Below are 21,174 nucleotides of genomic sequence, written 5' to 3' on the forward strand. Positions count from 1 at the left end.
TCATGAAGGTACAACTGCAGCCGGGGCGCGCAACGCGGCGCGGCTACGCTGCTTGAAGCTGAACAGGTAACACCCGAGCCCGGCGAAGAACCCGAGACCAGCGCCCAGACGCGCCCAGAACAGCACCTGCAGATGTTCGACCGTGGCCATGAACGGCAACGCGATCCCGTCGGCCTGCCAGCGTTGCAGGTAAACCTGGACGACACCGGCAGCGGTGAGGAACAGCGTGATCATCACCATCGACAGGGTCATCAACCAGAAGCCCCAGATTTCGTAGGTCTGTGAACGCTCATCAGCGGCTTCACCCAACCCGCGCAACCGCGGCATGGCGTAGCTGATCAAGGTCATCACGATCATCGCGTAAGCACCGTAGAAGGCCAGGTGCCCGTGCGCCGCCGTCAGTTGCGAACCGTGGGTGTAGAAGTTGACCGGTGCCAGGGTGTGCAGAAAACCCCAGACACCCGCACCGAAGAACGCGGTGACCGTGGTGCCCTTGGCCCACAGTGTGGCGGCGCGGTTCGGGTGTTGCCGGCGACGGTTCTTCACCATGCTGAAGGCAAAGATCACCATGGCCAGGAACGGCAGCGGTTCGAGTGCCGAGAAGATCGAGCCTACCCACAACCAGACCTCAGGCGCACCAATCCAGAAGAAGTGGTGACCGGTGCCGATGATCCCGGTAATCAGCGCCATGGCGATGATCACGTACAGCCATTTCTCCACGACTTCCCGGTCGACCCCGGTGATCTTGATCAGGACAAAAGCGAGCATCGACCCCATGATCAGTTCCCACACGCCTTCCACCCAAAGATGCACCACCCACCACCAGTAGAACTTGTCGCGGGCCAGATTGCCGGGGTTATAGAAGGAGAACAGGAAGAACACCGCAAGGCCGATCAGCCCGGTCATCATCACCATGCTGACGGTGGTCTTGCGACCTTTGAGCAGGGTCATGCCGATGTTGTAGAGAAAGCCCAGGCACACCACCACAATGCCCATCTTGGTGATGGTCGGCTGCTCCAGGAACTCCCGGCCCATGGTCGGCAGCAACTCGTTGTGGGTCAGTTTGGCCAGGCCCGCATAAGGCACCAGCAGATAGCCGAGGATCGTCAGCACGCCCGCGGCGGCGAATACCCAGAACAGAATGATCGCCAACTTCGGACTGTGCAGTTCGCGGTCGGCCTCTTCCGGAATCAGGTAGTAGGCGGCGCCCATGAAACCGAACAGCAGCCAGACGATCAGCAGGTTGGTGTGCACCATCCGCGCCACGTTGAAGGGAATGATCGGGAACAGAAAGTCCCCTATCACGTATTGCACGCCCATGATCAAACCGAACAGCACCTGACCGAGAAACAGCATCAGGGCGAACACGAAGTACGGTTTGGCCACGGCTTGCGAGGCGAATTTCAGATGCGGATTAGCAATGCTCATCGCTTAGCCCTCCTTGTTTGGCGGCCAGCCATTGGTGTTGATGTTCGAGCTCCATTTGAGGAACTCGGCGATGTCATCCACCTCCTGCTCGCTCAACTTGAACTGCGGCATCGCTCGCCGGCCCGGTACGCCCAGCGGCTGCATTTTCATCCAGGCATGCAGAAAGGGTTTGAACCCCGCCTCCCCGCCGCGCCGCTGGAACACGTTGCCCAGCTCAGGCGCAAAGTAGGCGCCCTCGCCCAGCAGCGTGTGGCAGCCGATGCAGTTGTTTTGCTCCCAGACCGTCTTGCCGCGGATCACTGATTCGGTTAACTGCGCTTCATTGCTGCGCTCTGGAAAGGTCTGTTCCGTGTGATAGGTCAAGGCCAGGAATATCAGGAAGAAGAAGATGCTTCCCCCGAAGTAGATATTCCTGGCCATGCCTTTGGTGAAGGTCTCTGACATGGTCGCTTCCTCTTTGCTTGGCGTGCCCATGATAGGAAGCGAAGGATTGAAACCTGCTTGATGGCGATCAAGAAAGGCAGATGGTTTTGGTCGGGTATTGGCGCCAGAAAGCTCACCGGTGGCGATGCCTGCTCGCGACTTTACTTTGTTTCCTACGGAGCTTTCCTCGTCAGGTCGGAGCCTTCGACAACGATCCGGCTTAACGGAAGCGTCCTACGCTAAACATGGACTCGTCTGACATCACCAATTTGTCGATCCACGCACAGTTCCGTGTATTCAAATAGACACAGGGACATGTGGATGTTCAGCGCCGCCGAACCCGTCGTTTTCACACTCGACATTGAAGGTTTTCCCCACGACCTTCAGGTACTCGAGTTCCGCGCCAAGGAAGCGCTCAACCAGCCCTACGAAGTCAATCTCGAACTGGTCAGCGAACGCCCCGACCTCGACCTCGACGACCTGATGCATCGCTCGGCTTTTCTGCGCTTCGGTCCTGACGGCGCCGGCATTCATGGGCAGGTCTATCAAATCGCCCAAGGCGATTCAGGCAAACGCCTGACCCGCTATCAGATGACCCTGGTGCCCCACCTCGCCTATCTCACCCACTGCCACAACCAGCGTATTTTTCAGCACCAGAGCGTGCCGCAAATCATTGCCAGCGTGCTGAAAGACCAAGGAATGCAGGCCGATACCTGGCGCTTTCAGTTGAGCGCCGAGTACCGGCCACGGCTGTATTGCGTTCAGTACGAGACGGCCCTGCACTTCGTTCAAAGGCTGTGTGAGGAAGAAGGTTTGCACTTTCACTTTCAGCACAGCGCTAATGGGCATGTGCTGGTGTTCGGCGACGATCAGACCAGCTTTTCGAAACCAGACCAGTCAACCGCGTACAGGCAAGACAGCGGTATGGTCGCCGAAGCGCCGGTGATTGACCAATTCAAGCTGCGCCTGAATACCCGCCCGACCCACATCAGCCGGCGTGATTACGACTTCGAAAAACCGCGCCTGCAACTGGACAGCGAAATTGAAGTCCCGCTGCAGCCACACCTTGAGGACTACACCTTTCCAGGCCAGTTCACCCATCGAGACCGTGGTAAACATCTGGCCAATCGGGCATTGGAGCGCCACCGCGCCGATTACCGGCGAGCCGATGGGCGCAGTGATCAAAGCGCTATGCGCAGCGGCCATTTTGTCGAGATGACCGAGCACCCACGCGCTGACCGCAATGGCCTGTGGTTGTTGACTGAAGTCGATCATGTCGGCTTACAACCCCAAGTGTTGGAAGAGTCGATCACCGACAGTCGTCCGCAGGATGGCTTCAGTCAGGGCTACCGTAACCACTTTGTCGCTACACCGTGGGACGTGGTATTCCGACCGGCCCTTGAACACCCCAAGCCTCGGATAACGGGCAATCAGCATGCAGTCGTCACGGGGCCGCCCGGTGAAGAGATTTATTGTGATCAGTACGGTCGGGTCAAAGTCCAGTTGCTCTGGGACCGCGACGGCCAGGACAACGAACAATCGAGTTGCTGGCTGCGAGTCGCCACTGGCTGGGCCCATGACCGTTACGGCAGCGTGCAGATCCCGCGAGTCGGCATGGAAGTGCTGGTGGGCTTCACTGATGGCGATCCAGACAAACCCGTCGTCGTTGCCTGCCTGCCCAACGCCGCGACACCGGTACCACTGGATTTGCCGGCCGAGCACACCCGTAGCATTTATCGCAGTCAGAGCAGCCCCGGTGGGGGCGGTTACAACGAGTTGCGCATCGAGGACCGAAAAGGTGCCGAAGAGATTGCCCTGCGTGCCCAGCGCGATTTCGTGCAGTTGGTCCTCAATGACGAACGCATTCAAGTCGACAACCAACGCACCGTGGTTATCGGCGGCCTCGCCAGCCACGACCTGCGCGGCGAAGAACATCACCTGACCCATGGCAACCGCTTGACCGAACTCAAACAGGACGACCACCTGTTGGTCCAGGGGGATCAACAGATTCGCGTCGCCAGTCAGCGACTGAGCGCCCTGCAGCAGATTCACCTCAGCGCCGGACAACAAGTCGTCATCAATGGCGGAACGCGCCTGGCGCTCATGGGTGGCGGTCAATGGCTGACGCTAGGGCCGGAAGGAATTTTCAGCAGCGTGCCGATTCTGCAGGGCGGTTCCCCGCCCGTGAGCATGCCGGCGGAGCCTCTGATGCCGGGCGCCTTGCCCTTGCTGAAAGTGACGTTCGATGCGGCCCGGCAACGCCATGCGCTGATTTCAACCCGCGCCTCGCGTTGCCTGATTTGTGAGGCCGCCCAAGCATGAGCCTCTCGACTTCCCTGCCTGAAGACCTGCCCTGGAGCGAGCAACAGGCTTTCCTGTTGCTGGACGGCACGACCTTCAGCGATTTGCCGCAGCGCTTGAAAAAACTCAGTCCCGCCGTAAGCACTGTTGCGCTGTATGACAGCGCGCCCTTCACCGCACTGCGGGATATCTCACCGCTGCTGGTGGAAATCCCACATCCTGACGAAGCGGTTTTTCAGTTCTACCTGCAACAAGCGCACGAAGAATGGGGAGTGCTGTTGTTCAGCCCCCTGCCTGCGCATGACGTCGCTCAACATTTACGCAAACTGCTGACCGTTGAGTTGCCCGAAGGTCTGCCGGTGGTTTTGCGCCTGGCCGATGCGGCCGTGGCGCAGGCGTTGTTCGATAGCGGTGATCAGCGTTTGTTTGGTCCCCTTTCCTGTGTGGTGATGGCCGATAGCGTCAGCGCCCATTGGCAGCGTCATCAACCCCGACTGCCAGAATGCCCGGCACTGCCGACGCCCTATCGCCTGAGCCATGAACTCAATGCAGCACTGGACCGTGTTGATCGGCGCCGCTCGCTGCTCGAACTCGACGCCCATTTGCTCAATTACTTTCCCGAACGCCATGGCAGCGAAACAGTAGCTCAGCGTTGGCCAATGCTCGAACAGCTGGAGGCCGAGGCCGGCGCCTTGGGCCTGAGCAGCCAATCCGAGCTTCTCCACTACGCCAACGTCGTGGCCTGGCTGGGCGACACAGCGCTCGAACAACATCCATCTATCGCCCATTTGCTCCACACGCCTTCACTGCAATCCCCCGGCGAGCGCGTGGCGCTGGCCGCTGATCTGGCCCAGCGCTGGGCCAGCCAAGGAGGACGCTCATGACCCACCCTGCGAACCTTGCTGCGGCTGCCGCTTCGAAATCCGCCATCGGCTCTCCCGGCGCCTGCCCCTTGCGGCAAACCCACGTTCAGCTATTGCCCTTACGCTATGGATTGGTGGAAAAGCCCCTCGACCCGAGTGCCGAACTGAAGCTGCCCTATGCCCTGACTACACGCCCGGTGGGCATCCGTTTGCTGCGCGATGGCTGGTTGTACGTCATCGACAGCATGACCGGCCACCTGCACGAATATCAGGTACTCAATGGAATGGTCAGCGCCCTGCTGCACAAGGGCGCCAAGGTTTCCGGTGATCGGCGCACGCCCATCGAAGAGCGTCCCGCACTGGTATTTTCAAGACGCAGCATCCTGCATGTGAGCTTCGCCGAAGTGCAATGGACAGTGGCCAAATGCATGCAAGTGCTCGACAGCTCCCACGAACGCGAACACTTCATGCAGGTCGTCGATCTCGGCCCGGTCGATTGCGAAACCGGTGGCGAGCACGTGCTGACGGTCGCGCAAGGCAAACAGTGGCTGGCGGAGATTGCGACGGACGCAGCCACTCAAACGCAAACGGAGCAAAGTGCCGACGAGCCGGACGCCGTTCTATTGCCGACGGTGCACGTCAGCGATGCCCCCGAGCACGAACGGGAACCCTATTTGTGGGAACAGCCTCGGCGCTTTCGCGAGGCGCACATTGGCGAGTTTCTCGGGCGGGTGCGCCCGCCTTATCAGGATGACACGCTGTTCCTCGTGGTGCAGGACGACCTCGGTGTGCTGCGCGATCTGGCCGAGTATCAAGACACCGTGGTCGGTTGGGTCGACGACTGGAGCAATGCCGACAACAACGAACGCGATTACCTGCTGGCTTGTTACATCGAATCCTTGAGCCAGCTCAGCCCGGTGGATGTCGGCAAACTGGCCGACGCCAGCGACGATCCACGCGTTAAAGCGTTGTTCGCCGATCTGGAACAATTGCCCGAACCGGAGCGGGAAAACACCCGCAATGCCTTGCTCGACTACCTGAACAAGGGTGGCAACATCGAGCCTTCGAATGTACCGGCAACGCCGGAATTGGAGCAGTTGCGCGATAAAGCTATAGACCACGCGCGCGAGATCAGCAGGTTCGACAGCCTCGCCCCCGATTTCACGGCCGAAAACCGCGCCATTGCAGAAGCGGACCGGCGTTATTACACGCGCCAGCATTTCGAAGCCGCCCCCGCCGACTTCGTCGACCGCCACCTGCAAACCCTGATCAACCTCGGCCAGGAGAACAACCGGCGCATCCGGGACGTGCTCGAAGGCCCGGTACTGAGCGGAAAGCGCGGGGTCAACGATTTCATCGACCGGGAGGCCATGGACACTGAGCTGTTTCAGCACCGCGACGACCTCAGCCGCTGGAACCGCCTGCTCGAGCGCATCACCGCCGACCGCACGATGCTGGTGTGCGCCGGGCGTTACCACCGTTCGGCCTGGTATTACGATGCGCACGAACCAACACAACTGGGTCAGGCCTTCAGCGCCGAATACGCCTGCCTCAAGGACATCTGCCGCAGTGACCACGCCAGCGAAGCCCTGCTGGGCTATCTGGAAAAACACCCGGAATTGACCCGGCCACTGTTCTACACCTTGCCCCTTCGCTTACAACCTGAACAAGCCGCGCAATACACGACGTTGTTCAACGCCGGCATGGGCGTGTTCAAAAACCTGCCGCACTGGTTGGGCGAGTTGCAGAAAATCGAACAACCGCACCTGCCGGCCCTCGACGATTTGCCCGAACACACCCGCGCCGTTGCGGACGCAGCCCAGCACAGCCTGAGCCCCGCGCTGAACCTGGGCCTGAGCCGGGCGCTGGAAGGGTTTGACTTGTCGGGCGAAAAAATCCCCGACCTCGACGAACTGTTCCGGCGCCTGCCCAAGGCCTTGTCGGGGCGGATCCTCGATGCGGCGAAAACCACCGGCGTGACCTTCATCGTCGCCAGCCCGGCAGAACACGCGGCGTTGCAAACCAACCTCAAGGAACTGCTCAGGGAGCGCGATTACCTGAAGACCCTGACCCGTGAACGTAATCAGCTCACCCACAACAAAAACCGCCAGGGGCACAAGACGCCACGGGCGGTGGAGTTACAGGGCGAGATCGTGCGGGTGCGCGGGCAATTGACGCAACTTGAAGGCCGGTTGGCCGGGGCGCTGAGCCCGATTGCGGAGCTGCCGGATCAGTCGGCGCGCCTGTACGGCGCGACGCCGGCTCGGGCGGGGGTGACGGTGGTGTTTCCGCCGGCGCAGCAGTTGGAGGTGCGGAGTTTGCTGAAGGATATTCGGCTGGGGGTTAGCTCGGTGCCGAATGGGAAGTTGATTCGGAGCGAGGGGATGGGGTTGTTGGTGTTTTTGGTGCAGGGGGTGAATTTGGTTTCGGTGTATCGGGAGATGATGAATCAGACCAAAGATCCCAAGAAACGGGCCACTTTCTTCGCCGCGCTCGCCACTACCGGAGCGGCAGGTTTTACAACGGCGCAAAGTCTGGCTGATACCGCGCTGAAGGCACGTAGCGCTGCACTCGTCGCGGGACTTCAACACCACGCTTTGCAGAATGTGCATGTGCAGATGGGAAAGCTGCATGTTGGACTGGGAATTTTCACCTACGGTTTTGGGTTTGCATCTTCAACGGTCAGCCTCATCAACCACCACCAGAATTGGCAACAGGCGACACGTAGTGGGAATGCTGCAGCGCAGAACAGTGCAGCGCTTGCCACCGCGGGTGCGACCGGCATGACGACCGTCAATGCCTATGGTTTGAATCACACCGGTCGTGCCGCGTTTAACGTGCTGGTCGCAAAAAACAGCGCTGCAAGAACCGCCGCCTGGGCCGCTGCGGGAACCCGTCTCTCGACCGTGTTTTTCCGCTTCAATCTGGCCGGTGCGTTGTTCACTGTGCTGGAACTGGGTGGCACCTGGCTGTACAACCGCTACAACATCAGTGCCCATGACAAGTGGCTGAAAACCACGCCGTGGAGCCTGGACACCGAGACACGCGGCAACCATACCCTGGATGAATACCAACGCTATCTGGCCTATTTGCTTCACGCCCCGTATGCGCAACTGGGTCCGAACGAACATGACTCCTGGCTGAAAAATCTGCTGTTAAAGGCCAAGCCCAAAGACATCCATTTGGTGCTGCCAGGGCTCAAACTCAATGAGTTTCAGCCACCGTTGAGTGGACAACCGGCTCATCGCCTGGGGATCGGCGCCCACCGTCTTTCCGTTCCCCTCCACAGTCGTGGAGTACCGCGCGAACGCAAGGACGTCATCAGTGAGGAAGTCGCAAGCAGCCTGCGCATCGTGCAAGCAGAGCCTGATCGGTTAGTGTTATGCCTGCAATATCCCTCGGATCCTGATTCCGAATTTACCCCGGCGTCCGAAACACTGGAGCTGGCGATCTGTATCCAGACCTTGAACGCCAACGGCGCGTGGGTTTCTCACATTCGGGTCATTCGTCTGAACCCTCGGGGTGAGGGCCGTTTTCCGGCGTTGGCCCCTCAATCCGTTACCGAGCATCCACCGTTATTGCTGGTTGAAACCCATCTGCTGGAGCTGGCCGACCATGCCCACCAAGATTGATAGCTCCCTGCCTACGCCGCACCTTGAGCAATCCCGAAAAGCCGGCGATGTTGAGCCGTTTCCCAGTGGGAGAATCACCTATCTCGCGCCGTTGCCGTTGCCGACACCGCTGCCGCCGCACGGTCCGCATATCGGGGAAATGAATGACGTGTACATGGACTTCGGACTGGGTTCACCGCAAGTGTTTTCATGGCAGGTCGTATTAGGTGGACCATTCAGCGTTGCCTTCTCGATTGCATTCCTGTTTCCGCTATTTACCGGGTTCCTAGGGGTGATTTTTGGTTACGGCTGGGAAGATATCTGGGACTCGGTGACCGGCATATTCGATGAAGGCTATGGCTACGCGCTAGTAACCGGTTTCTCCGCCTTAGCCATCCTCCTTTGCACTTGGCTCCACTATCACAACAAACGCGCCGCCATCATCCCTACCCGCTTCAACCGCCAACGCCGTGAAGTCTGCTTCATGCCCGAAGACGCCACCGCCCCCATCTTCGTCCCTTGGGAATCCCTATCCGCCTGGGTCATCGAAGCCCAAGGCGCCACCCAATACGGCATCCATCGCCAGTACGGCATGGGCATCGGTTTCCAGCACGGCGAGACCCTGACCAGCGTCGAATTCCCCTGCTTCGGTCTTTCCCTGGCCATCAGCCACTGGGAAGCCATTCGCGGTTACATGGAATACGAAATCCACGACCTCAAACCCATCCAGGACCCGCAAGACCTGCAAGGCCCCGACGACCCGCCCCACGAAGGCCTGCACACTTTCCACAACGCCCGCGCGCGTATGCACCAGCAAATCCGTGACGGCCAACGCAGCCGGCTGTCCGGCTTCTTCTGGTACCTGTACCACGTCATGACCCTGTGGACGATTCCCAACCACCTGACCGAATGGGAAGTCCGCCGCCTCCAGAAAATGGCCCCGCACGCCATGCCCGAAGTGATGCGCCAATGGTCCGAACCGCTGCCGAAGGAACAATGGGCGAAACCGAGTGAAGAACTGCTGCGCCTGAGCGAACAGGTCCGACAGCTGCATAAACGCCAACCTCGCCGACCGATTACCGAGATCTTTGCTGAAGTGCAGCGCTTGAACCCGTCCGAGAAACGTCGGGCATGAGTTGTTTCAGGTTAATTAACCGACCAACACCAGCGTCAGCCCCACAACGGCGGCCAACACCAACGCCCAGCTCACCATCAACCGCCGCCACAATCGCGGGGCATGGCGCATTTCCATAAAGCCATCGGCAATCAGCCAGGCCTTGCCAACCGCCACCAGCAAAATGGCCACCGACAGCAGCCGCGTCGCGCCCATCTGTGCCAGCACCACCGTGCACACGCTTAACGTGGCCAGCGCTGCCCAGCAGACCAGCAAAAACCTGGAAGCCGACATCAGAACCTCCGTCAATTCAGAACGTAGACCAGCGGAAACAACACCACCCAGATCAGATCGACCATGTGCCAATACAGCACACCCGATTCAAGCCCGCTGCGGTTGGCGGCGTTGTACAGGCCACGACGGCAACGCTCGGCCAGCCATCCGAGGATGACCATGCCGAGCAGTACATGGAGAAAATGAAAACCGGTGAGGATCCAGTAGAGGGTGAAAAACGTGTTGTGCTCCATGCCCAGCCCCGAGGCCAGCAAGTGCTGGTATTCGGTGATCTTCAACACCACGTAGACACTGGCCGCGAGCAAGGCTGCCAGCAGGTAGACAGCGCCATGGCGAGACCGGGAGCGCTTGACTTGCTCCTGGGCCAGCGCGGCGAACAGCCCGGCGGTGAGCAGGCTCAGGGTCATCGCCAGGCCGGTAGAGGTGTTGAGCAACTGACGGCTTTCACCGAACAGCTGCGGTTTGAGTGCCTGGGTCACGGCGAACGTCAGAATCAGAATGGCGAACACCGACAGCTCGGCCAGAATGAAAAACCACATCGCCAGATCGCCTGGCAAGTGACCCGGCGCAACGCGTCCGGACTCAGCCGAAGTGGACATCAACCACGTCCATCAGCGCCGCAACCGTCAGCGGATCATCACTCAGCGGCTCGGCCAGGCAGGCCATGCACGCCTCACGCGGGCTCATGCCGGAGCGGATCATTCGCGCGGTGAAAATCAGCAACCGCGTCGAGGCGACTTCCTCCAAGTCATGCTGATCCAGCCTTCGCAGGGCCTGCCCCAGCCTGACCACTTGCGCCGCCAGCGCGCTGTCCACCTGCGCTTCCCGGGCGACAATGCGCTCTTCATCGGCCACCGGCGGATAGCCGAAACGCATCGCCACGAAGCGTTGTCGGGTGCTGGGTTTCATGCCTTTGAGCAGGTTCTGGTAGCCGGGGTTGTACGACACCACCAGCATGAATGAGGGCGGCGCCTGCAGCACTTCGCCGGTGCGTTCCAGGAACAACTCGCGACGATCATCGGCCAGCGGATGCAACACCACCACGGTGTCCTGGCGCGCCTCGACCACTTCGTCCAGATAACAAATGCCGCCTTCACGCACCGCGCGGGTCAGTGGCCCGTCCTGCCACCAGGTGCCTTGGGCACCAATCAAATGGCGGCCAATCAAGTCGGCGGCGCTCAGATCGTCATGGCAAGCCACGGTGTACAGCGGCAGTTTCAACCGATGGGCCATGTGCTGGACGAAACGGGTCTTGCCGCATCCCGTCGGGCCTTTGATCAGCACCGGCATGCCGTGTCGCCAGGCTTGCTCGAACAGCGCCTCCTCATTGTTGAGCGGTTGATAGAAGGGTTCGCAAGACTGGATTCGGTCCATGGGCTGTCTGTTCCAAAAGCGGATTCAAGCCACACGCTACGGGCCCCTGCGACAACCTGGCAAGTGACATGGCCGGCAAACTTGATCGCGGTCAAGCGAGCATTGGCCTGCTCGGGCATAGCCTTGCACGGCACTAAGAACCTGCGTTCTGCGCTGCCGTTTCAGCACATCGCAAAGGTCTTGCCTGAGGAGAAATGGAATGCTGATCAGCAATAGAAAAACGTTTGCTCTGACTGTCGCCACATTGTGTTCGGCGCTGGCCCTTGCGGTGACTCATGCGGCCAACGCCGCCGAGCCCGCTGCCGCTGCGGCCAATCCGCTCATGGTCAAATCCGCCGGAGCGCCCGACATGAGTCAGGCCGAGTTCGACTCTTCCAAGGAAATTTACTTCCAGCGCTGCGCCGGCTGCCACGGTGTTCTGCGCAAAGGCGCCACCGGTAAACCACTGACACCGGACATCACCCTGTCCCGCGGGCAACCGTTTCTGGAGGCGTTGATTACCTACGGTTCACCGGCGGGCATGCCGAACTGGGGGACGTCAAATGCGCTGACCAAGGATCAGATCACGTCAATGGCCAAGTTCATTCAGCACGCACCGCCAACGCCGCCTGAATGGGGCATGGCCGAGACGCTGAAAACCTGGAAAGTGCTGGTCAAGCCTGAGGATCGTCCGAAGAAGCAATTGAGCAAACTCAACCTGCCGAACCTGTTTTCGGTGACGTTGCGCGATGACGGCAAGATTGCCCTGATCGACGGTGACAGCAAGAAAATCGTCAAGCTGATCGAGACCGGTTATGCGGTGCATATCTCGCGGATCTCCGCCTCCGGTCGCTACCTGCTGGTGATTGGTCGAGACGCGCGGATCGACATGATCGACCTGTGGCCGGTGGAGCCGACCAAGGTCGCCGAAGTCAAAGTGGGCATCGAGGCGCGCTCGGTGGAGACCTCCAAGTTCAAGGGCTACGAAGACAAATACACCGTCGCCGGCTCCTATTGGCCACCGCAATTCACCATCATGGATGGCGAAACCCTGGAGCCCAAACAAATCGTCTCGACCCGCGGCATGACCGTCGACAAGCAGGAATATCACCCCGAACCCCGGGTCGCGGCGATCATCGCCTCCCACGAATGGCCGGAGTTCATCGTCAACGTCAAGGAAACCGGCAAAGTCATGCTGGTCAATTACCAGGACATCAAAAACCTCACCATCACCTACATCGATGCCGCGCCCTTCCTGCATGACGGCGGTTGGGACAGCACGCACCGCTACTTCATGACCGCCGCCAACAACTCCAACAAAGTCGCCGTGATCGACTCCAAAGATCGCAAGTTGGCAGCTTTGGTGGAGGTCGGCAAAACCCCACATCCGGGGCGCGGCGCCAACTTCAACCACCCGACCTACGGCCCGGTCTGGGCCACCAGCCATCTGGGTGATGACGGCATCTCCCTGATCGGCACCGACCCGGTCAAACACCCGCAATACGCCTGGAAACAGGTCGCCTCACTCAAGGGCCAGGGCGGCGGATCGCTGTTTATCAAAACCCACCCTGACTCCCGTCACCTGTATGTCGACACCACCCTCAACCCCGACGCCAAGCTGAGCCAATCAGTAGCGGTGTTCAACATCGACAAACTCGACGCCGGCTACACCGTGCTGCCCATCGCCGAGTACGCCGGCATCAAGCAAGGCGCGATGCGGGTCGTGCAACCGGAATACAACAAGGCCGGCGATGAAGTCTGGTTCTCCGTGTGGAGCGGTCAGTCAGAGGAATCGGCGCTGGTAGTGATCGACGACAAAACGCTGAAGCTCAAATCAGTCATAAAGGACAAACGACTGATCACACCCACCGGAAAATTCAACGTCTACAACACCCAACACGACATCTATTGAGCTCCATCAATGCAAGGAATCCCCATGAAAAATATTCTGTTTTCACTGTTCGCCCTGACCGCTGCGCTGAGTGTGCAGCCGGCCATGGCTGCCGAGGACGGGCCGGCGCTGTTCAAGAGCAAACCCTGCGCCGCCTGCCATTCCATCGACACCAAGCTGGTCGGCCCGGCGCTCAAGGATGTCGCGGCCAAGAACGCTGGCGTGGCCGGGGCCGTGGACACCCTGGCCAGCCACATCAAGAACGGTACGCAAGGCAACTGGGGCCCGATGCCAATGCCGGCCAACCCGGTGACGGATGAAGAAGCGAAGACACTTGCAACCTGGGTCCTGAGTCTCAAATAGCCAACGGGAGGGCGTCATGAAGGTTTATCGACACGCTGCGATTCTGGCGGCCCTCCTCCTCATTTGCGCAACCTCGGTTGCCGCGCCTGATGCCAAGCGTCAGGCACAACTCGAACACCTGCTGGCCCAGGACTGTGGCGCCTGCCATGGCCTGCACATGACCGGCGGGCTGGGTCCCGACCTGACCCGCGCAACGCTGGCGGGCAAGTCCAGGGACAGCCTGATTGCCACCGTCACCCAAGGCCGCCCCGGCACCGCGATGCCCGGTTGGGCCCCGCTGCTCAGCCCGGACGACATCCGTTGGCTGGTCGATCTTCTTCTCCAGGGATATCCCGCACCATGATCCGTTCAACCCTGCTTTTAGCGGCGACCGGGCTGTTGTTGTCCGCGTGTGTTCAGCCACCGTTGCGTGGTACCGGCGATCTGGGCGTGGTGGTGGAGCGCGCCACCGGCAGCGTACAAATCATCGAAAGCGACACCCGCAAGGCACTGGCCCGACTCGAGGGTTTGGGCGATCTGTCCCATGCCTCGGTGGTGTTTTCCCGCGACCAGCGTTATGCCTATGTGTTCGGTCGCGACGGCGGGCTGAGCAAGATCGACCTGCTGACCCAACGCATCGATCAACGGGTGATACAGGGCGGCAACAGTATCGGCGGCGCGATCAGTCAGGACGGCAAACTCATCGCCGTGTCCAACTACGTGCCCGGCGGGGTCAAGGTATTCGATGCCGAAACCCTGCAATTGATGGCCGATATTCCGGCCACGCCCCTGGCCGATGGCACCAAGCGCTCACGGGTGGTCGGCCTGGTCGACGCGCCCGGTCAGCGTTTTGTGTTCAGCCTGTTCGATACCGGCGAGATCTGGACCGCCGATTTCAGTCAGGGCAACGCGCCCCGGATCAGCCGCTTCACCGACATCGGCCAGCAACCCTACGACGCGTTGGTCACCCCGGAGGGTCGCTATTACATGGCGGGACTGTTCGGCGAAGACGGCATGGCGCAACTCGACCTCTGGCATCCGGAGCGCGGGGTGCAGCGAGTACTCGGTGATTACGGACGCGGCCAGGCGAAATTGCCCGTCTACAAGATGCCGCATCTTGAGGGCTGGGCCGTCGCCGATCACCAGGCCTTCGTGCCCGCCGTTGGCCGTCACCAGGTGCTGGTGATGGATTCGCGCACGTGGAAGCAGACCGCTGCCATTCCGGTGGCTGGCCAACCGGTGTTCGTCACGTCGCGGCCGGACGGTCGACAACTGTGGGTCAATTTCGCCTACCCGGACAACGATCGGGTTCAAGTCATCGACAGCGAAACCCATGCCGTGGTCGCCGATCTGCGGCCAGGGCCAGCGGTGCTGCACATGGAATTCACCGCGCGAGGCGATCAGTTGTGGTTGTCGTTACGCGATGGCGATCAGGTTCAGGTCTGGGACCCGTACAGCCTGAAGCAACTGAGCACCCTTCCCGCCACCGCGCCGAGCGGCATCTTCTTCAGCAGTCGCGCGCAAAAAATGGGCTATTGAAATGAACCTCGACCTGCTCAGCCGTCAACTGATCGACCGCTTCCAGCACGGCATGCCGCTGTGCGCGGAACCTTACAAAGAGATGGCGCGGATTCTCGGTTGTCGCGTGGGCCAGGTGATGGCTTGTCTGGAAGAAATGGATCAGGCCGGCACCCTCTCACGGATCGGCCCGGTGTTCGAACACAGCCGCGCCGGGGCCAGCACCCTCGCCGCCCTCGCCGTACCCGCCGAACGCTTGCAACAGGTCGCCGAGCACGTCAGCCAATACCCCGAGGTCAACCATAACTATGCACGGGAACATTTCTACAACCTGTGGTTTGTGCTGACCGGCCCTGATCGCCAACACATCGAACGCGTTCTCGAACAACTTGAGAAAGACACCGGACTCATGCCGCTGGATCTGCCGATGTTGACCGCTTACCGCATCGACCTCGGTTTTGCGCTGGGAGAAAGCTCATGACACCGGGGTTGAATCCCAAACAGGCACTGGCGCTGCGTCGGCATCTGGAAGGCGGATTGCCGCGGGTATCGCGCCCCTATCAGGCCCTCGCCGAACGGATAGACGCCGACGAAAACCAGGTGCTCGCGCAAATGCATCAGTGGCTCGAGCAAGGACTGTTTCGCCGGGTCGGCCTGGTGCTCAACCATCGCGCGCTGGGTTTTACCGCCAACGCCATGCTGGTGCTGGATGTTCCGGACGCGCTGATCGACGAAGTCGGCCAGCGCCTGGGCCGGGCGCACGGCATCACCCTCTGCTACCAACGGCCGCGGCGCCTGCCGCAGTGGCGCTACAACCTCTTTTGCATGGTTCATGGGCGCCAACGTGAGCGGGTCGAAGCGCAGATCCAGACCTTGCTGGAACAACACCTGCTGAGCGATCTGCCCCACCAACTGCTGTTCAGCACTCACGCGTTCAAACAGTGCGGTGGACGCTTCGCACCCTCGCCTACCGGAGCCCCCACCCATGGATGACCTCGACCGTCGGCTGATCAACCGCCTGCAACTGGGCCTGCCGCTGGTGCGCCACCCGTGGCAGGCACTGGCCGCCGAACTGGAGAGCAGCAGTACCGAATTGCTCGACCGCCTCCATGAATTGCTGGAAGACGGCATGCTCACGCGCTTCGGCCCGATGTTCGACATCGAACGCCTCGGCGGCGCCTTCACCCTTGCCGCATTGGCGGTGCCGGAAGAGCGTTTCGAAGACGTCGCCGAGCAACTGCAGGCCCTGCCTGAAGTGGCGCACAACTACCGCCGCGAACACGTCTGGAACATGTGGTTCGTGCTCGGTTGCCCGACCGAACAAGGTATTGCGCAGACCCTGCAGCACATCGAAACCCTGATCGGCCTGCCGCTGCTCAACTTGCCCAAAGAGGAGACCTACCATGTCGGTCTGTACTTCCCGGTCTGAAGACACCCTGGCGCACCGTCTGATCGAGCTGACCCAGGCCGGCCTGCCATTGCTGGACGACCCGTGGGCCTGGCTCGCCGAACAGCTGGAGCTGAGCATCGAATCCACCCTGGATTTGCTCAAGCGCTTGCAGGCCGAGGGCGCCATCCGACGCATCGCCGCCGTCCCCAATCACTATCGCCTGGGCTATCGCTACAACGGCATGACGGTCTGGGATGTACGCGACACGGACATGCCGCGCCTCGGCGCGCTGATCGGTGCACAACCTTTTGTCAGCCACTGTTATCGACGCCCGCGACGAACCGCGTGGCGCTACAACCTGTTCGCCATGGTCCATGGCCGCAGCCGCGAGGAAATCGACAGCTACCGCGAACACCTGCGCTACTTGTTGGGCGACGCCTGCGCCGCCGACGAGATGCTGGTGAGCAGTCGCATCCTGAAGAAAACCGGTTTGCGGCTACCGCCAGTGCCACGCTGAACACGCGTTTGCTCAAGGAGATTTGCATGTTGAGGATCAGCCAATACCTGCGTGCCCTGATCGGCCAGGCGCCTGCCCCCAGAACCAGCCCACCGGGCAGCAACCGACCGCCGGTGGTGATCTGGAATCTGCTCAGGCGCTGCAACCTGACCTGCAAACACTGTTACGCCACGTCCGCCGACAGCATCTTTCGCGACGAACTGGATACGCCCGCCGCGCTGACCGTGATCGATGATCTGCACGACGCCGGCGTGAAGGTGCTGATTCTTTCCGGCGGTGAACCGCTGTTGCGCGACGATTTGTTTGTGCTCAGCGCCTACGCCCGCACCAAGGGTTTCTTTGTCGCGTTGTCCACCAACGGCACACTGATCAATGAGCAGAACATCGCGCAAATCCGCGCAGCTAATTTCGACTATGTCGGGATCAGCATCGATGGCCTGGAAGCCACCCATGATGCGTTCCGCCAACTCAAGGGCAGCTTCGCCAGCTCCATGCGGGCGATCCGCCTATGTCGTGAACAGGGGATTCGCGTCGGCCTGCGCACCACCCTGACCCAAGAGAACCATCAACAACTGCCCCAGTTACTGGCGCTGATGCGCGAGTACGACGTGCAGAAGTTTTATCTGTCGCACCTCAACTACAGCGGTCGCGGCAAACGCAGCCGCAAGCTCGACGCCCGGCAGCAGATGAGCCGCGAGGCGATGACGCTGATCTTCGAACGGGCCTGGGAAGATATCCAGCAGGGCCGCGACAGCGATTTTGTCAGCGGCAACAACGATGCCGACGCGATTCTCTTGCTGCAATGGGTGGGCCTGCATCTACCCGAACATTACCCGCGCCTGGAACACATGCTCCGGGCCTGGGGCGGCAACGCCTCGGGCATCGGCATCGCCAACATCGACAACACCGGCGAAGTGCACCCCGACACCTACTGGTGGCAGCACTCGGTGGGCAATGTCCGGCAAACGCCGTTTCGCACGCTCTGGCTGGACCAGCCGGACGCCTTGTTGCAGCAGCTGCGTGTGCATCCGCGCGCCGTCGGTGGCCGTTGTAGCCAATGCCGCTGGTTGAACATCTGCAACGGCAATACCCGCACCCGCGCCTGGGCCGAAGGCGACCTTTGGGGCCAGGACCCCGGTTGCCACCTCAGCGATGAAGAAATCGGTATGCCGCCATTAATGACCATCCCTTGCGTCATGCACTGAAGCACCCGCCTGGCGAGCCATCTGGCAAAGGATGGGGCCGGCCAATCTGATGAAGAACCAAGGACGTCCCATGCACCCATCGATTGTTTTACCGGCCGCACTTGCGTCCCCGTTCAGACCGGGCGAAGTGGCCCTGGTCGGCGCCGGCCCCGGTGATCCACGCTTGCTGACCCTGCGTGCCTGGAGCCTGTTGATGCAGGCCGACGCCGTGGTTTACGACCGCCTGATCAGCCCCGAGCTGCTGACGTTGATCCCCCTCACCTGCGCCCGACATTACGTCGGTAAAGCCAGCGGCTGCCACAGCCTGCCCCAGGAACAGATCAACGAACTGCTCGCCGACCTCGCCGATTCGGGGCAGCGCGTGGTCCGGCTCAAGGGTGGCGACCCGTTCATATTCGGCCGTGGCGCCGAGGAGCTGGAGTATCTGCTGCAACGCAACATTGACTGCCAGGTGGTCCCGGGCATCACCGCCGCTTCCGGCTGCAGTGCTTATGCGGGCATTCCGCTGACCCACCGGGACCTGGTCAACTCCTGCCGCTTCATTACCGGGCATTTGCAGCGCGATGGTGAGTTGTCACTGCCCTGGAGCAGCCTCGCCGACAGCAGCCAGACCCTGGTGTTTTACATGGGGTTATCGAACCTCGGAATTATCGCCCAGCGTTTGATCGAAGCCGGAATGGCCGCCGATACACCGGCGGCGCTGATCAGCAATGGCACACGTCCCGACCAGCACGTCGCCCGAGGCAAGCTCCACCAGTTGCCGACCCTGGCGCTGGATTGCCCACCGGGCATTCCGACGCTGACAGTGATCGGCAAAGTAGTCGATCTGTTCGCCACCCAACAGCAGGAATACCCGGCGCGCTTTTACTCCGCTCCCGTGTTGCAACGCCACGCTAAGGTGGCGATATGAGGCGCATGCTGCTTGCCCCATTGTTATGGATCGGCGCGGCCCATGCCGGCGCAACGGTTCCATCCTCCGACGCAGCCGCCGACCTCTACCAACAACATTGCCAGAGCTGCCATGGCGCCAACCGTTTCGGCGGTACGGGGCCGGCCTTGCTGCCGGAAAGTCTGAGCCGGATCAAACCCGATGAAATCCGCAGTGTCATTCAGAACGGCCGCCCCGCGAGTCAGATGACCGGGTATGCCAACGTATTCAGTCCGGCACAGATCGACGCGCTGGTGGATTACCTTCAGCAACCACCCGCCACCCCACCCACCTGGAGTAACGATGACATTCGCGGCAGTCATTCCATTCTCGCCGACATCAGCAAACTGCCCGACACGCCCCAGCATGGCGCCGACCCGCTGAACCTGTTTGTGGTGGTGGAAGCCGGCGACCATCACATCGACATCCTCGACGGCGATCGTTTCGAAGTGCTGGCGCGGTTTGCTTCACACTTTGCGGTGCATGGCGGGCCGAAGTTCTCACCGGATGGACGCTTCGTCTACGTGGCCTCACGCGATGGTTGGGTCAGTCTGTACGACTTGCACAACCTGAAGCTGATCGCCGAGGTCCGCGCCGGGCTCAATACCCGCAACCTGGCGGTGAGCAAGGATGGCCGCTGGGTGCTGGTGGGCAACTATCTGCCGGGCAACCTTGTGGTACTCGATGCCCGCGATCTGTCGCTGGTCAAAACCATCCCGGCGATCGGCCAGGACGGTACCGCGTCACGGGTCAGCGCGGTCTACACCGCCCCGCCACGGGACAGTTTCATCGTGGCGCTCAAGGATGTGAAGGAAGTCTGGGAGTTGTCGAGCGCCGGCACACCGGACTTCGAACCGCGCCGCATCCAGGCCGAAGACGTGCTGGACGACTTTTCCTTTTCACCGGACTACAAGCAACTGCTGGCCACATCGCGCAAGGCCAAGGGCGGTCAGGTGATCGACCTCGACAGTGGCAAGGTGGTCACTGACATACCGCTACCGGGCATGCCGCACCTGGGGTCCGGGACCTACTGGAAACGCAACGGTGAGTGGGTGTTCGCCACGCCGAACATCAGCAAGGGACTGATCTCGGTCATCGACTTCAAGACCTGGAAACTGATCAAGGAAATTCCGACCCTGGGGCCGGGGTTCTTCATGCGCAGTCATGTCAACTCGCGGTATGCCTGGACTGACGTGTTCTTCGGGCCTGATAACGATGCGATCCACCTGATTGACAAACAGACTCTGGAAATCGCCCACACCTTGCGCCCGATGCCTGGCAAGACGGCTGCCCACGTTGAGTTCACTCGCGATGGCCGCTACTTGTTGTTGAGCGTCTGGGCCACCGATGGCGCGCTGATTGTGTATGACAGCAATACCCTTAAGGAGATCAAGCGACTGCCGATGAACAAGCCGTCGGGTAAATATAACGTGGGGAACAAGATTGAGTTTGTGGAGGGGACTTCGCATTAAGGCTTGGGCTGGGTGTATATCCGTTTCTGCGGTAATGGCTTCTATTGGTTTCGCTTTTACAGCGAGTCACTTTCGAAAAGCGCGAAAGTAACCAAAGCGCTTCTGCCCCTTTCGTTCGGTGGCTCGCTTCGGCTCGCCATGCCCTCGCTCCGGTCCTGCTCCGTGGGCCCGCCGCCATCGGCCATCCATGGCCGGGGGCGGCTAACCCGGCATCCATGCCGGGTTGCCCACTGCGCAGAACCTCCTCTCGGCTTCTCGAGGGGGCGACTACCGCAACAGCAAAAGCGAGGCGGCCTCTGGGCCGACCTAGGCATCAAGCGGGCGCGCTTCGCTGACTTGATCGTTCACATCCTCTGGAAGCAACACTGATTAATTGTGGGAGCGGGCTTGCTCGCGAAGGCGGACTGACATGCAACAGTTATGTCGACTGACACGGCCGCTTCGCGAGCAAGCCCGCTCCCACAGTTGAAATGTTGTCAGGTATGGCATTCGGGTACACCGCCGCTGACCAGACTTGACCGAAC

20 protein-coding genes are annotated in these 21,174 nt (G+C 60.7%); 15 read left to right on the forward strand and 5 right to left on the reverse strand.

Translation table 11 applies throughout. From position 1 onward, the window contains the following. Positions 1 to 1,428 (reverse strand): cbb3-type cytochrome c oxidase subunit I, encoded by a 1,428-nt coding sequence (locus F6R97_RS04545; protein WP_315866123.1) that lies wholly within the window; start codon positions 1,426 to 1,428, stop codon positions 1 to 3. Between the two features lie 3 nt (positions 1,429 to 1,431). Continuing rightward, entirely contained in the window at positions 1,432 to 1,872 is a 441-nt protein-coding gene (locus tag F6R97_RS04550) for a c-type cytochrome (protein ID WP_038982840.1), read from the reverse strand. Positions 1,873 to 2,172: 300 nt separating this feature from the next. On the opposite strand from F6R97_RS04550, the gene F6R97_RS04555 reads away from it, so the two are divergent. Genes F6R97_RS04555 through F6R97_RS04570 form a run of 4 tightly spaced genes read left to right on the forward strand, consistent with a single transcriptional unit; the run spans position 2,173 to position 9,761 of the window. Beyond that, a complete protein-coding gene (locus F6R97_RS04555) occupies positions 2,173 to 4,173 on the forward strand; it encodes a type VI secretion system tip protein VgrG (protein ID WP_315866124.1) in 2,001 nt (666 codons plus the stop codon). Further along, complete coding sequence (locus F6R97_RS04560; RefSeq protein ID WP_038982842.1) at positions 4,170 to 5,036, forward strand: DUF4123 domain-containing protein; 867 nt, start codon at positions 4,170 to 4,172, stop codon at positions 5,034 to 5,036. Before F6R97_RS04555 ends, F6R97_RS04560 begins: the two co-directional genes overlap by 4 nt. Further along, entirely contained in the window at positions 5,033 to 8,647 is a 3,615-nt protein-coding gene (locus F6R97_RS04565; RefSeq protein WP_315866125.1) for a toxin VasX, read from the forward strand. The genes F6R97_RS04560 and F6R97_RS04565 overlap by 4 nt, the downstream gene beginning before the upstream one ends. Further along, positions 8,631 to 9,761 carry a hypothetical protein gene (locus tag F6R97_RS04570; protein WP_315866126.1) on the forward strand — a complete coding sequence of 377 codons (1,131 nt, stop codon included), beginning with the start codon at positions 8,631 to 8,633 and terminating at the stop codon, positions 9,759 to 9,761. Before F6R97_RS04565 ends, F6R97_RS04570 begins: the two co-directional genes overlap by 17 nt. Positions 9,762 to 9,776: 15 nt before the next feature. Here F6R97_RS04570 and F6R97_RS04575 read toward each other — a convergent pair whose 3' ends face one another. The 3 genes from F6R97_RS04575 to F6R97_RS04585 are packed head-to-tail and all read right to left on the reverse strand — an operon-like array spanning position 9,777 to position 11,408. Further along, on the reverse strand, positions 9,777 to 10,034 hold the full coding sequence (locus F6R97_RS04575) for a cytochrome C oxidase subunit IV family protein (RefSeq protein WP_050682844.1): 258 nt from the start codon (positions 10,032 to 10,034) through the stop codon (positions 9,777 to 9,779). Positions 10,035 to 10,045: 11 nt separating this feature from the next. After that, positions 10,046 to 10,633, reverse strand: coding sequence for a cytochrome c oxidase subunit 3 (locus tag F6R97_RS04580; protein WP_050682843.1), 588 nt, complete (start codon positions 10,631 to 10,633; stop codon positions 10,046 to 10,048). Then, positions 10,617 to 11,408: a CbbQ/NirQ/NorQ/GpvN family protein gene (locus F6R97_RS04585; protein ID WP_038982739.1), complete on the reverse strand. Its 792-nt coding sequence runs from the start codon at positions 11,406 to 11,408 to the stop codon at positions 10,617 to 10,619. Before F6R97_RS04585 ends, F6R97_RS04580 begins: the two co-directional genes overlap by 17 nt. A 199-nt stretch (positions 11,409 to 11,607) precedes the next feature. Here F6R97_RS04585 and F6R97_RS04590 point away from each other — a divergent pair, with 199 nt between their 5' ends. The 11 genes from F6R97_RS04590 (at position 11,608) to F6R97_RS04640 (ending at position 20,650) form a co-directional block, all read left to right on the forward strand. Continuing rightward, positions 11,608 to 13,299 (forward strand): cytochrome D1 domain-containing protein, encoded by a 1,692-nt coding sequence (locus F6R97_RS04590; RefSeq protein WP_409999784.1) that lies wholly within the window; start codon positions 11,608 to 11,610, stop codon positions 13,297 to 13,299. Positions 13,300 to 13,323: 24 nt separating this feature from the next. After that, positions 13,324 to 13,641, forward strand: coding sequence for a c-type cytochrome (locus tag F6R97_RS04595; RefSeq protein ID WP_038982742.1), 318 nt, complete (start codon positions 13,324 to 13,326; stop codon positions 13,639 to 13,641). A 16-nt stretch (positions 13,642 to 13,657) separates the two neighbouring features. Beyond that, entirely contained in the window at positions 13,658 to 13,984 is a 327-nt protein-coding gene (locus tag F6R97_RS04600) for a c-type cytochrome (RefSeq protein ID WP_038982744.1), read from the forward strand. Further along, the gene (locus F6R97_RS04605) at positions 13,981 to 15,159 is read left to right on the forward strand and encodes a cytochrome D1 domain-containing protein (protein WP_038982746.1); all 1,179 of its coding nucleotides are present in this window, start codon (positions 13,981 to 13,983) and stop codon (positions 15,157 to 15,159) included. Before F6R97_RS04600 ends, F6R97_RS04605 begins: the two co-directional genes overlap by 4 nt. Before the next feature lies 1 nt (position 15,160). Next, positions 15,161 to 15,619, forward strand: a complete 459-nt coding sequence (locus tag F6R97_RS04610) for an Lrp/AsnC family transcriptional regulator (protein WP_038982748.1) — start codon at positions 15,161 to 15,163, stop codon at positions 15,617 to 15,619. Then, positions 15,616 to 16,131: an Lrp/AsnC family transcriptional regulator gene (locus tag F6R97_RS04615; RefSeq protein ID WP_048397891.1), complete on the forward strand. Its 516-nt coding sequence runs from the start codon at positions 15,616 to 15,618 to the stop codon at positions 16,129 to 16,131. Before F6R97_RS04610 ends, F6R97_RS04615 begins: the two co-directional genes overlap by 4 nt. Continuing rightward, positions 16,124 to 16,567 (forward strand): Lrp/AsnC family transcriptional regulator, encoded by a 444-nt coding sequence (locus tag F6R97_RS04620; RefSeq protein ID WP_048397889.1) that lies wholly within the window; start codon positions 16,124 to 16,126, stop codon positions 16,565 to 16,567. Before F6R97_RS04615 ends, F6R97_RS04620 begins: the two co-directional genes overlap by 8 nt. Next, the gene (locus F6R97_RS04625) at positions 16,542 to 17,045 is read left to right on the forward strand and encodes an Lrp/AsnC family transcriptional regulator (protein ID WP_038982754.1); all 504 of its coding nucleotides are present in this window, start codon (positions 16,542 to 16,544) and stop codon (positions 17,043 to 17,045) included. The genes F6R97_RS04620 and F6R97_RS04625 overlap by 26 nt, the downstream gene beginning before the upstream one ends. 26 nt (positions 17,046 to 17,071) lie before the next feature. Then, positions 17,072 to 18,250, forward strand: a complete 1,179-nt coding sequence (gene nirJ / locus F6R97_RS04630) for a heme d1 biosynthesis radical SAM protein NirJ (RefSeq protein WP_315866127.1) — start codon at positions 17,072 to 17,074, stop codon at positions 18,248 to 18,250. Between the two features lie 70 nt (positions 18,251 to 18,320). Then, positions 18,321 to 19,160, forward strand: coding sequence for a uroporphyrinogen-III C-methyltransferase (cobA, locus tag F6R97_RS04635; RefSeq protein WP_315866128.1), 840 nt, complete (start codon positions 18,321 to 18,323; stop codon positions 19,158 to 19,160). Then, positions 19,157 to 20,650, forward strand: a complete 1,494-nt coding sequence (locus tag F6R97_RS04640) for a cytochrome D1 domain-containing protein (protein WP_315866129.1) — start codon at positions 19,157 to 19,159, stop codon at positions 20,648 to 20,650. The genes cobA and F6R97_RS04640 overlap by 4 nt, the downstream gene beginning before the upstream one ends. Positions 20,651 to 21,174 lie beyond the last annotated feature (524 nt).

The organism is Pseudomonas sp. JV414, assembly GCF_032424305.1.
Classification (GTDB): Bacteria; Pseudomonadota; Gammaproteobacteria; order Pseudomonadales; family Pseudomonadaceae; genus Aquipseudomonas; species Aquipseudomonas lini.

What these genes read in the sequence shown, in the direction of transcription:
- F6R97_RS04550 (WP_038982840.1), bottom strand. Translation starts at nt 1,872, where the DNA reads ATGTCAGAGACCTTCACCAAAGGCATGGCCAGGAATATCTACTTCGGG.
- F6R97_RS04555 (WP_315866124.1), top strand. Translation starts at nt 2,173, where the DNA reads ATGTTCAGCGCCGCCGAACCCGTCGTTTTCACACTCGACATTGAAGGT.
- F6R97_RS04595 (WP_038982742.1), top strand. Translation starts at nt 13,324, where the DNA reads ATGAAAAATATTCTGTTTTCACTGTTCGCCCTGACCGCTGCGCTGAGT.
- F6R97_RS04570 (WP_315866126.1), top strand. Translation starts at nt 8,631, where the DNA reads ATGCCCACCAAGATTGATAGCTCCCTGCCTACGCCGCACCTTGAGCAA.
- F6R97_RS04560 (WP_038982842.1), top strand. Translation starts at nt 4,170, where the DNA reads ATGAGCCTCTCGACTTCCCTGCCTGAAGACCTGCCCTGGAGCGAGCAA.
- F6R97_RS04590 (WP_409999784.1), top strand. Translation starts at nt 11,608, where the DNA reads ATGCTGATCAGCAATAGAAAAACGTTTGCTCTGACTGTCGCCACATTG.
- F6R97_RS04545 (WP_315866123.1), bottom strand. Translation starts at nt 1,428, where the DNA reads ATGAGCATTGCTAATCCGCATCTGAAATTCGCCTCGCAAGCCGTGGCC.
- F6R97_RS04585 (WP_038982739.1), bottom strand. Translation starts at nt 11,408, where the DNA reads ATGGACCGAATCCAGTCTTGCGAACCCTTCTATCAACCGCTCAACAAT.
- F6R97_RS04605 (WP_038982746.1), top strand. Translation starts at nt 13,981, where the DNA reads ATGATCCGTTCAACCCTGCTTTTAGCGGCGACCGGGCTGTTGTTGTCC.
- F6R97_RS04575 (WP_050682844.1), bottom strand. Translation starts at nt 10,034, where the DNA reads ATGTCGGCTTCCAGGTTTTTGCTGGTCTGCTGGGCAGCGCTGGCCACG.
- F6R97_RS04565 (WP_315866125.1), top strand. Translation starts at nt 5,033, where the DNA reads ATGACCCACCCTGCGAACCTTGCTGCGGCTGCCGCTTCGAAATCCGCC.
- cobA (WP_315866128.1), top strand. Translation starts at nt 18,321, where the DNA reads ATGCACCCATCGATTGTTTTACCGGCCGCACTTGCGTCCCCGTTCAGA.
- F6R97_RS04640 (WP_315866129.1), top strand. Translation starts at nt 19,157, where the DNA reads ATGAGGCGCATGCTGCTTGCCCCATTGTTATGGATCGGCGCGGCCCAT.
- F6R97_RS04610 (WP_038982748.1), top strand. Translation starts at nt 15,161, where the DNA reads ATGAACCTCGACCTGCTCAGCCGTCAACTGATCGACCGCTTCCAGCAC.
- F6R97_RS04580 (WP_050682843.1), bottom strand. Translation starts at nt 10,633, where the DNA reads ATGTCCACTTCGGCTGAGTCCGGACGCGTTGCGCCGGGTCACTTGCCA.
- F6R97_RS04625 (WP_038982754.1), top strand. Translation starts at nt 16,542, where the DNA reads ATGTCGGTCTGTACTTCCCGGTCTGAAGACACCCTGGCGCACCGTCTG.
- nirJ (WP_315866127.1), top strand. Translation starts at nt 17,072, where the DNA reads ATGTTGAGGATCAGCCAATACCTGCGTGCCCTGATCGGCCAGGCGCCT.
- F6R97_RS04620 (WP_048397889.1), top strand. Translation starts at nt 16,124, where the DNA reads ATGGATGACCTCGACCGTCGGCTGATCAACCGCCTGCAACTGGGCCTG.
- F6R97_RS04600 (WP_038982744.1), top strand. Translation starts at nt 13,658, where the DNA reads ATGAAGGTTTATCGACACGCTGCGATTCTGGCGGCCCTCCTCCTCATT.
- F6R97_RS04615 (WP_048397891.1), top strand. Translation starts at nt 15,616, where the DNA reads ATGACACCGGGGTTGAATCCCAAACAGGCACTGGCGCTGCGTCGGCAT.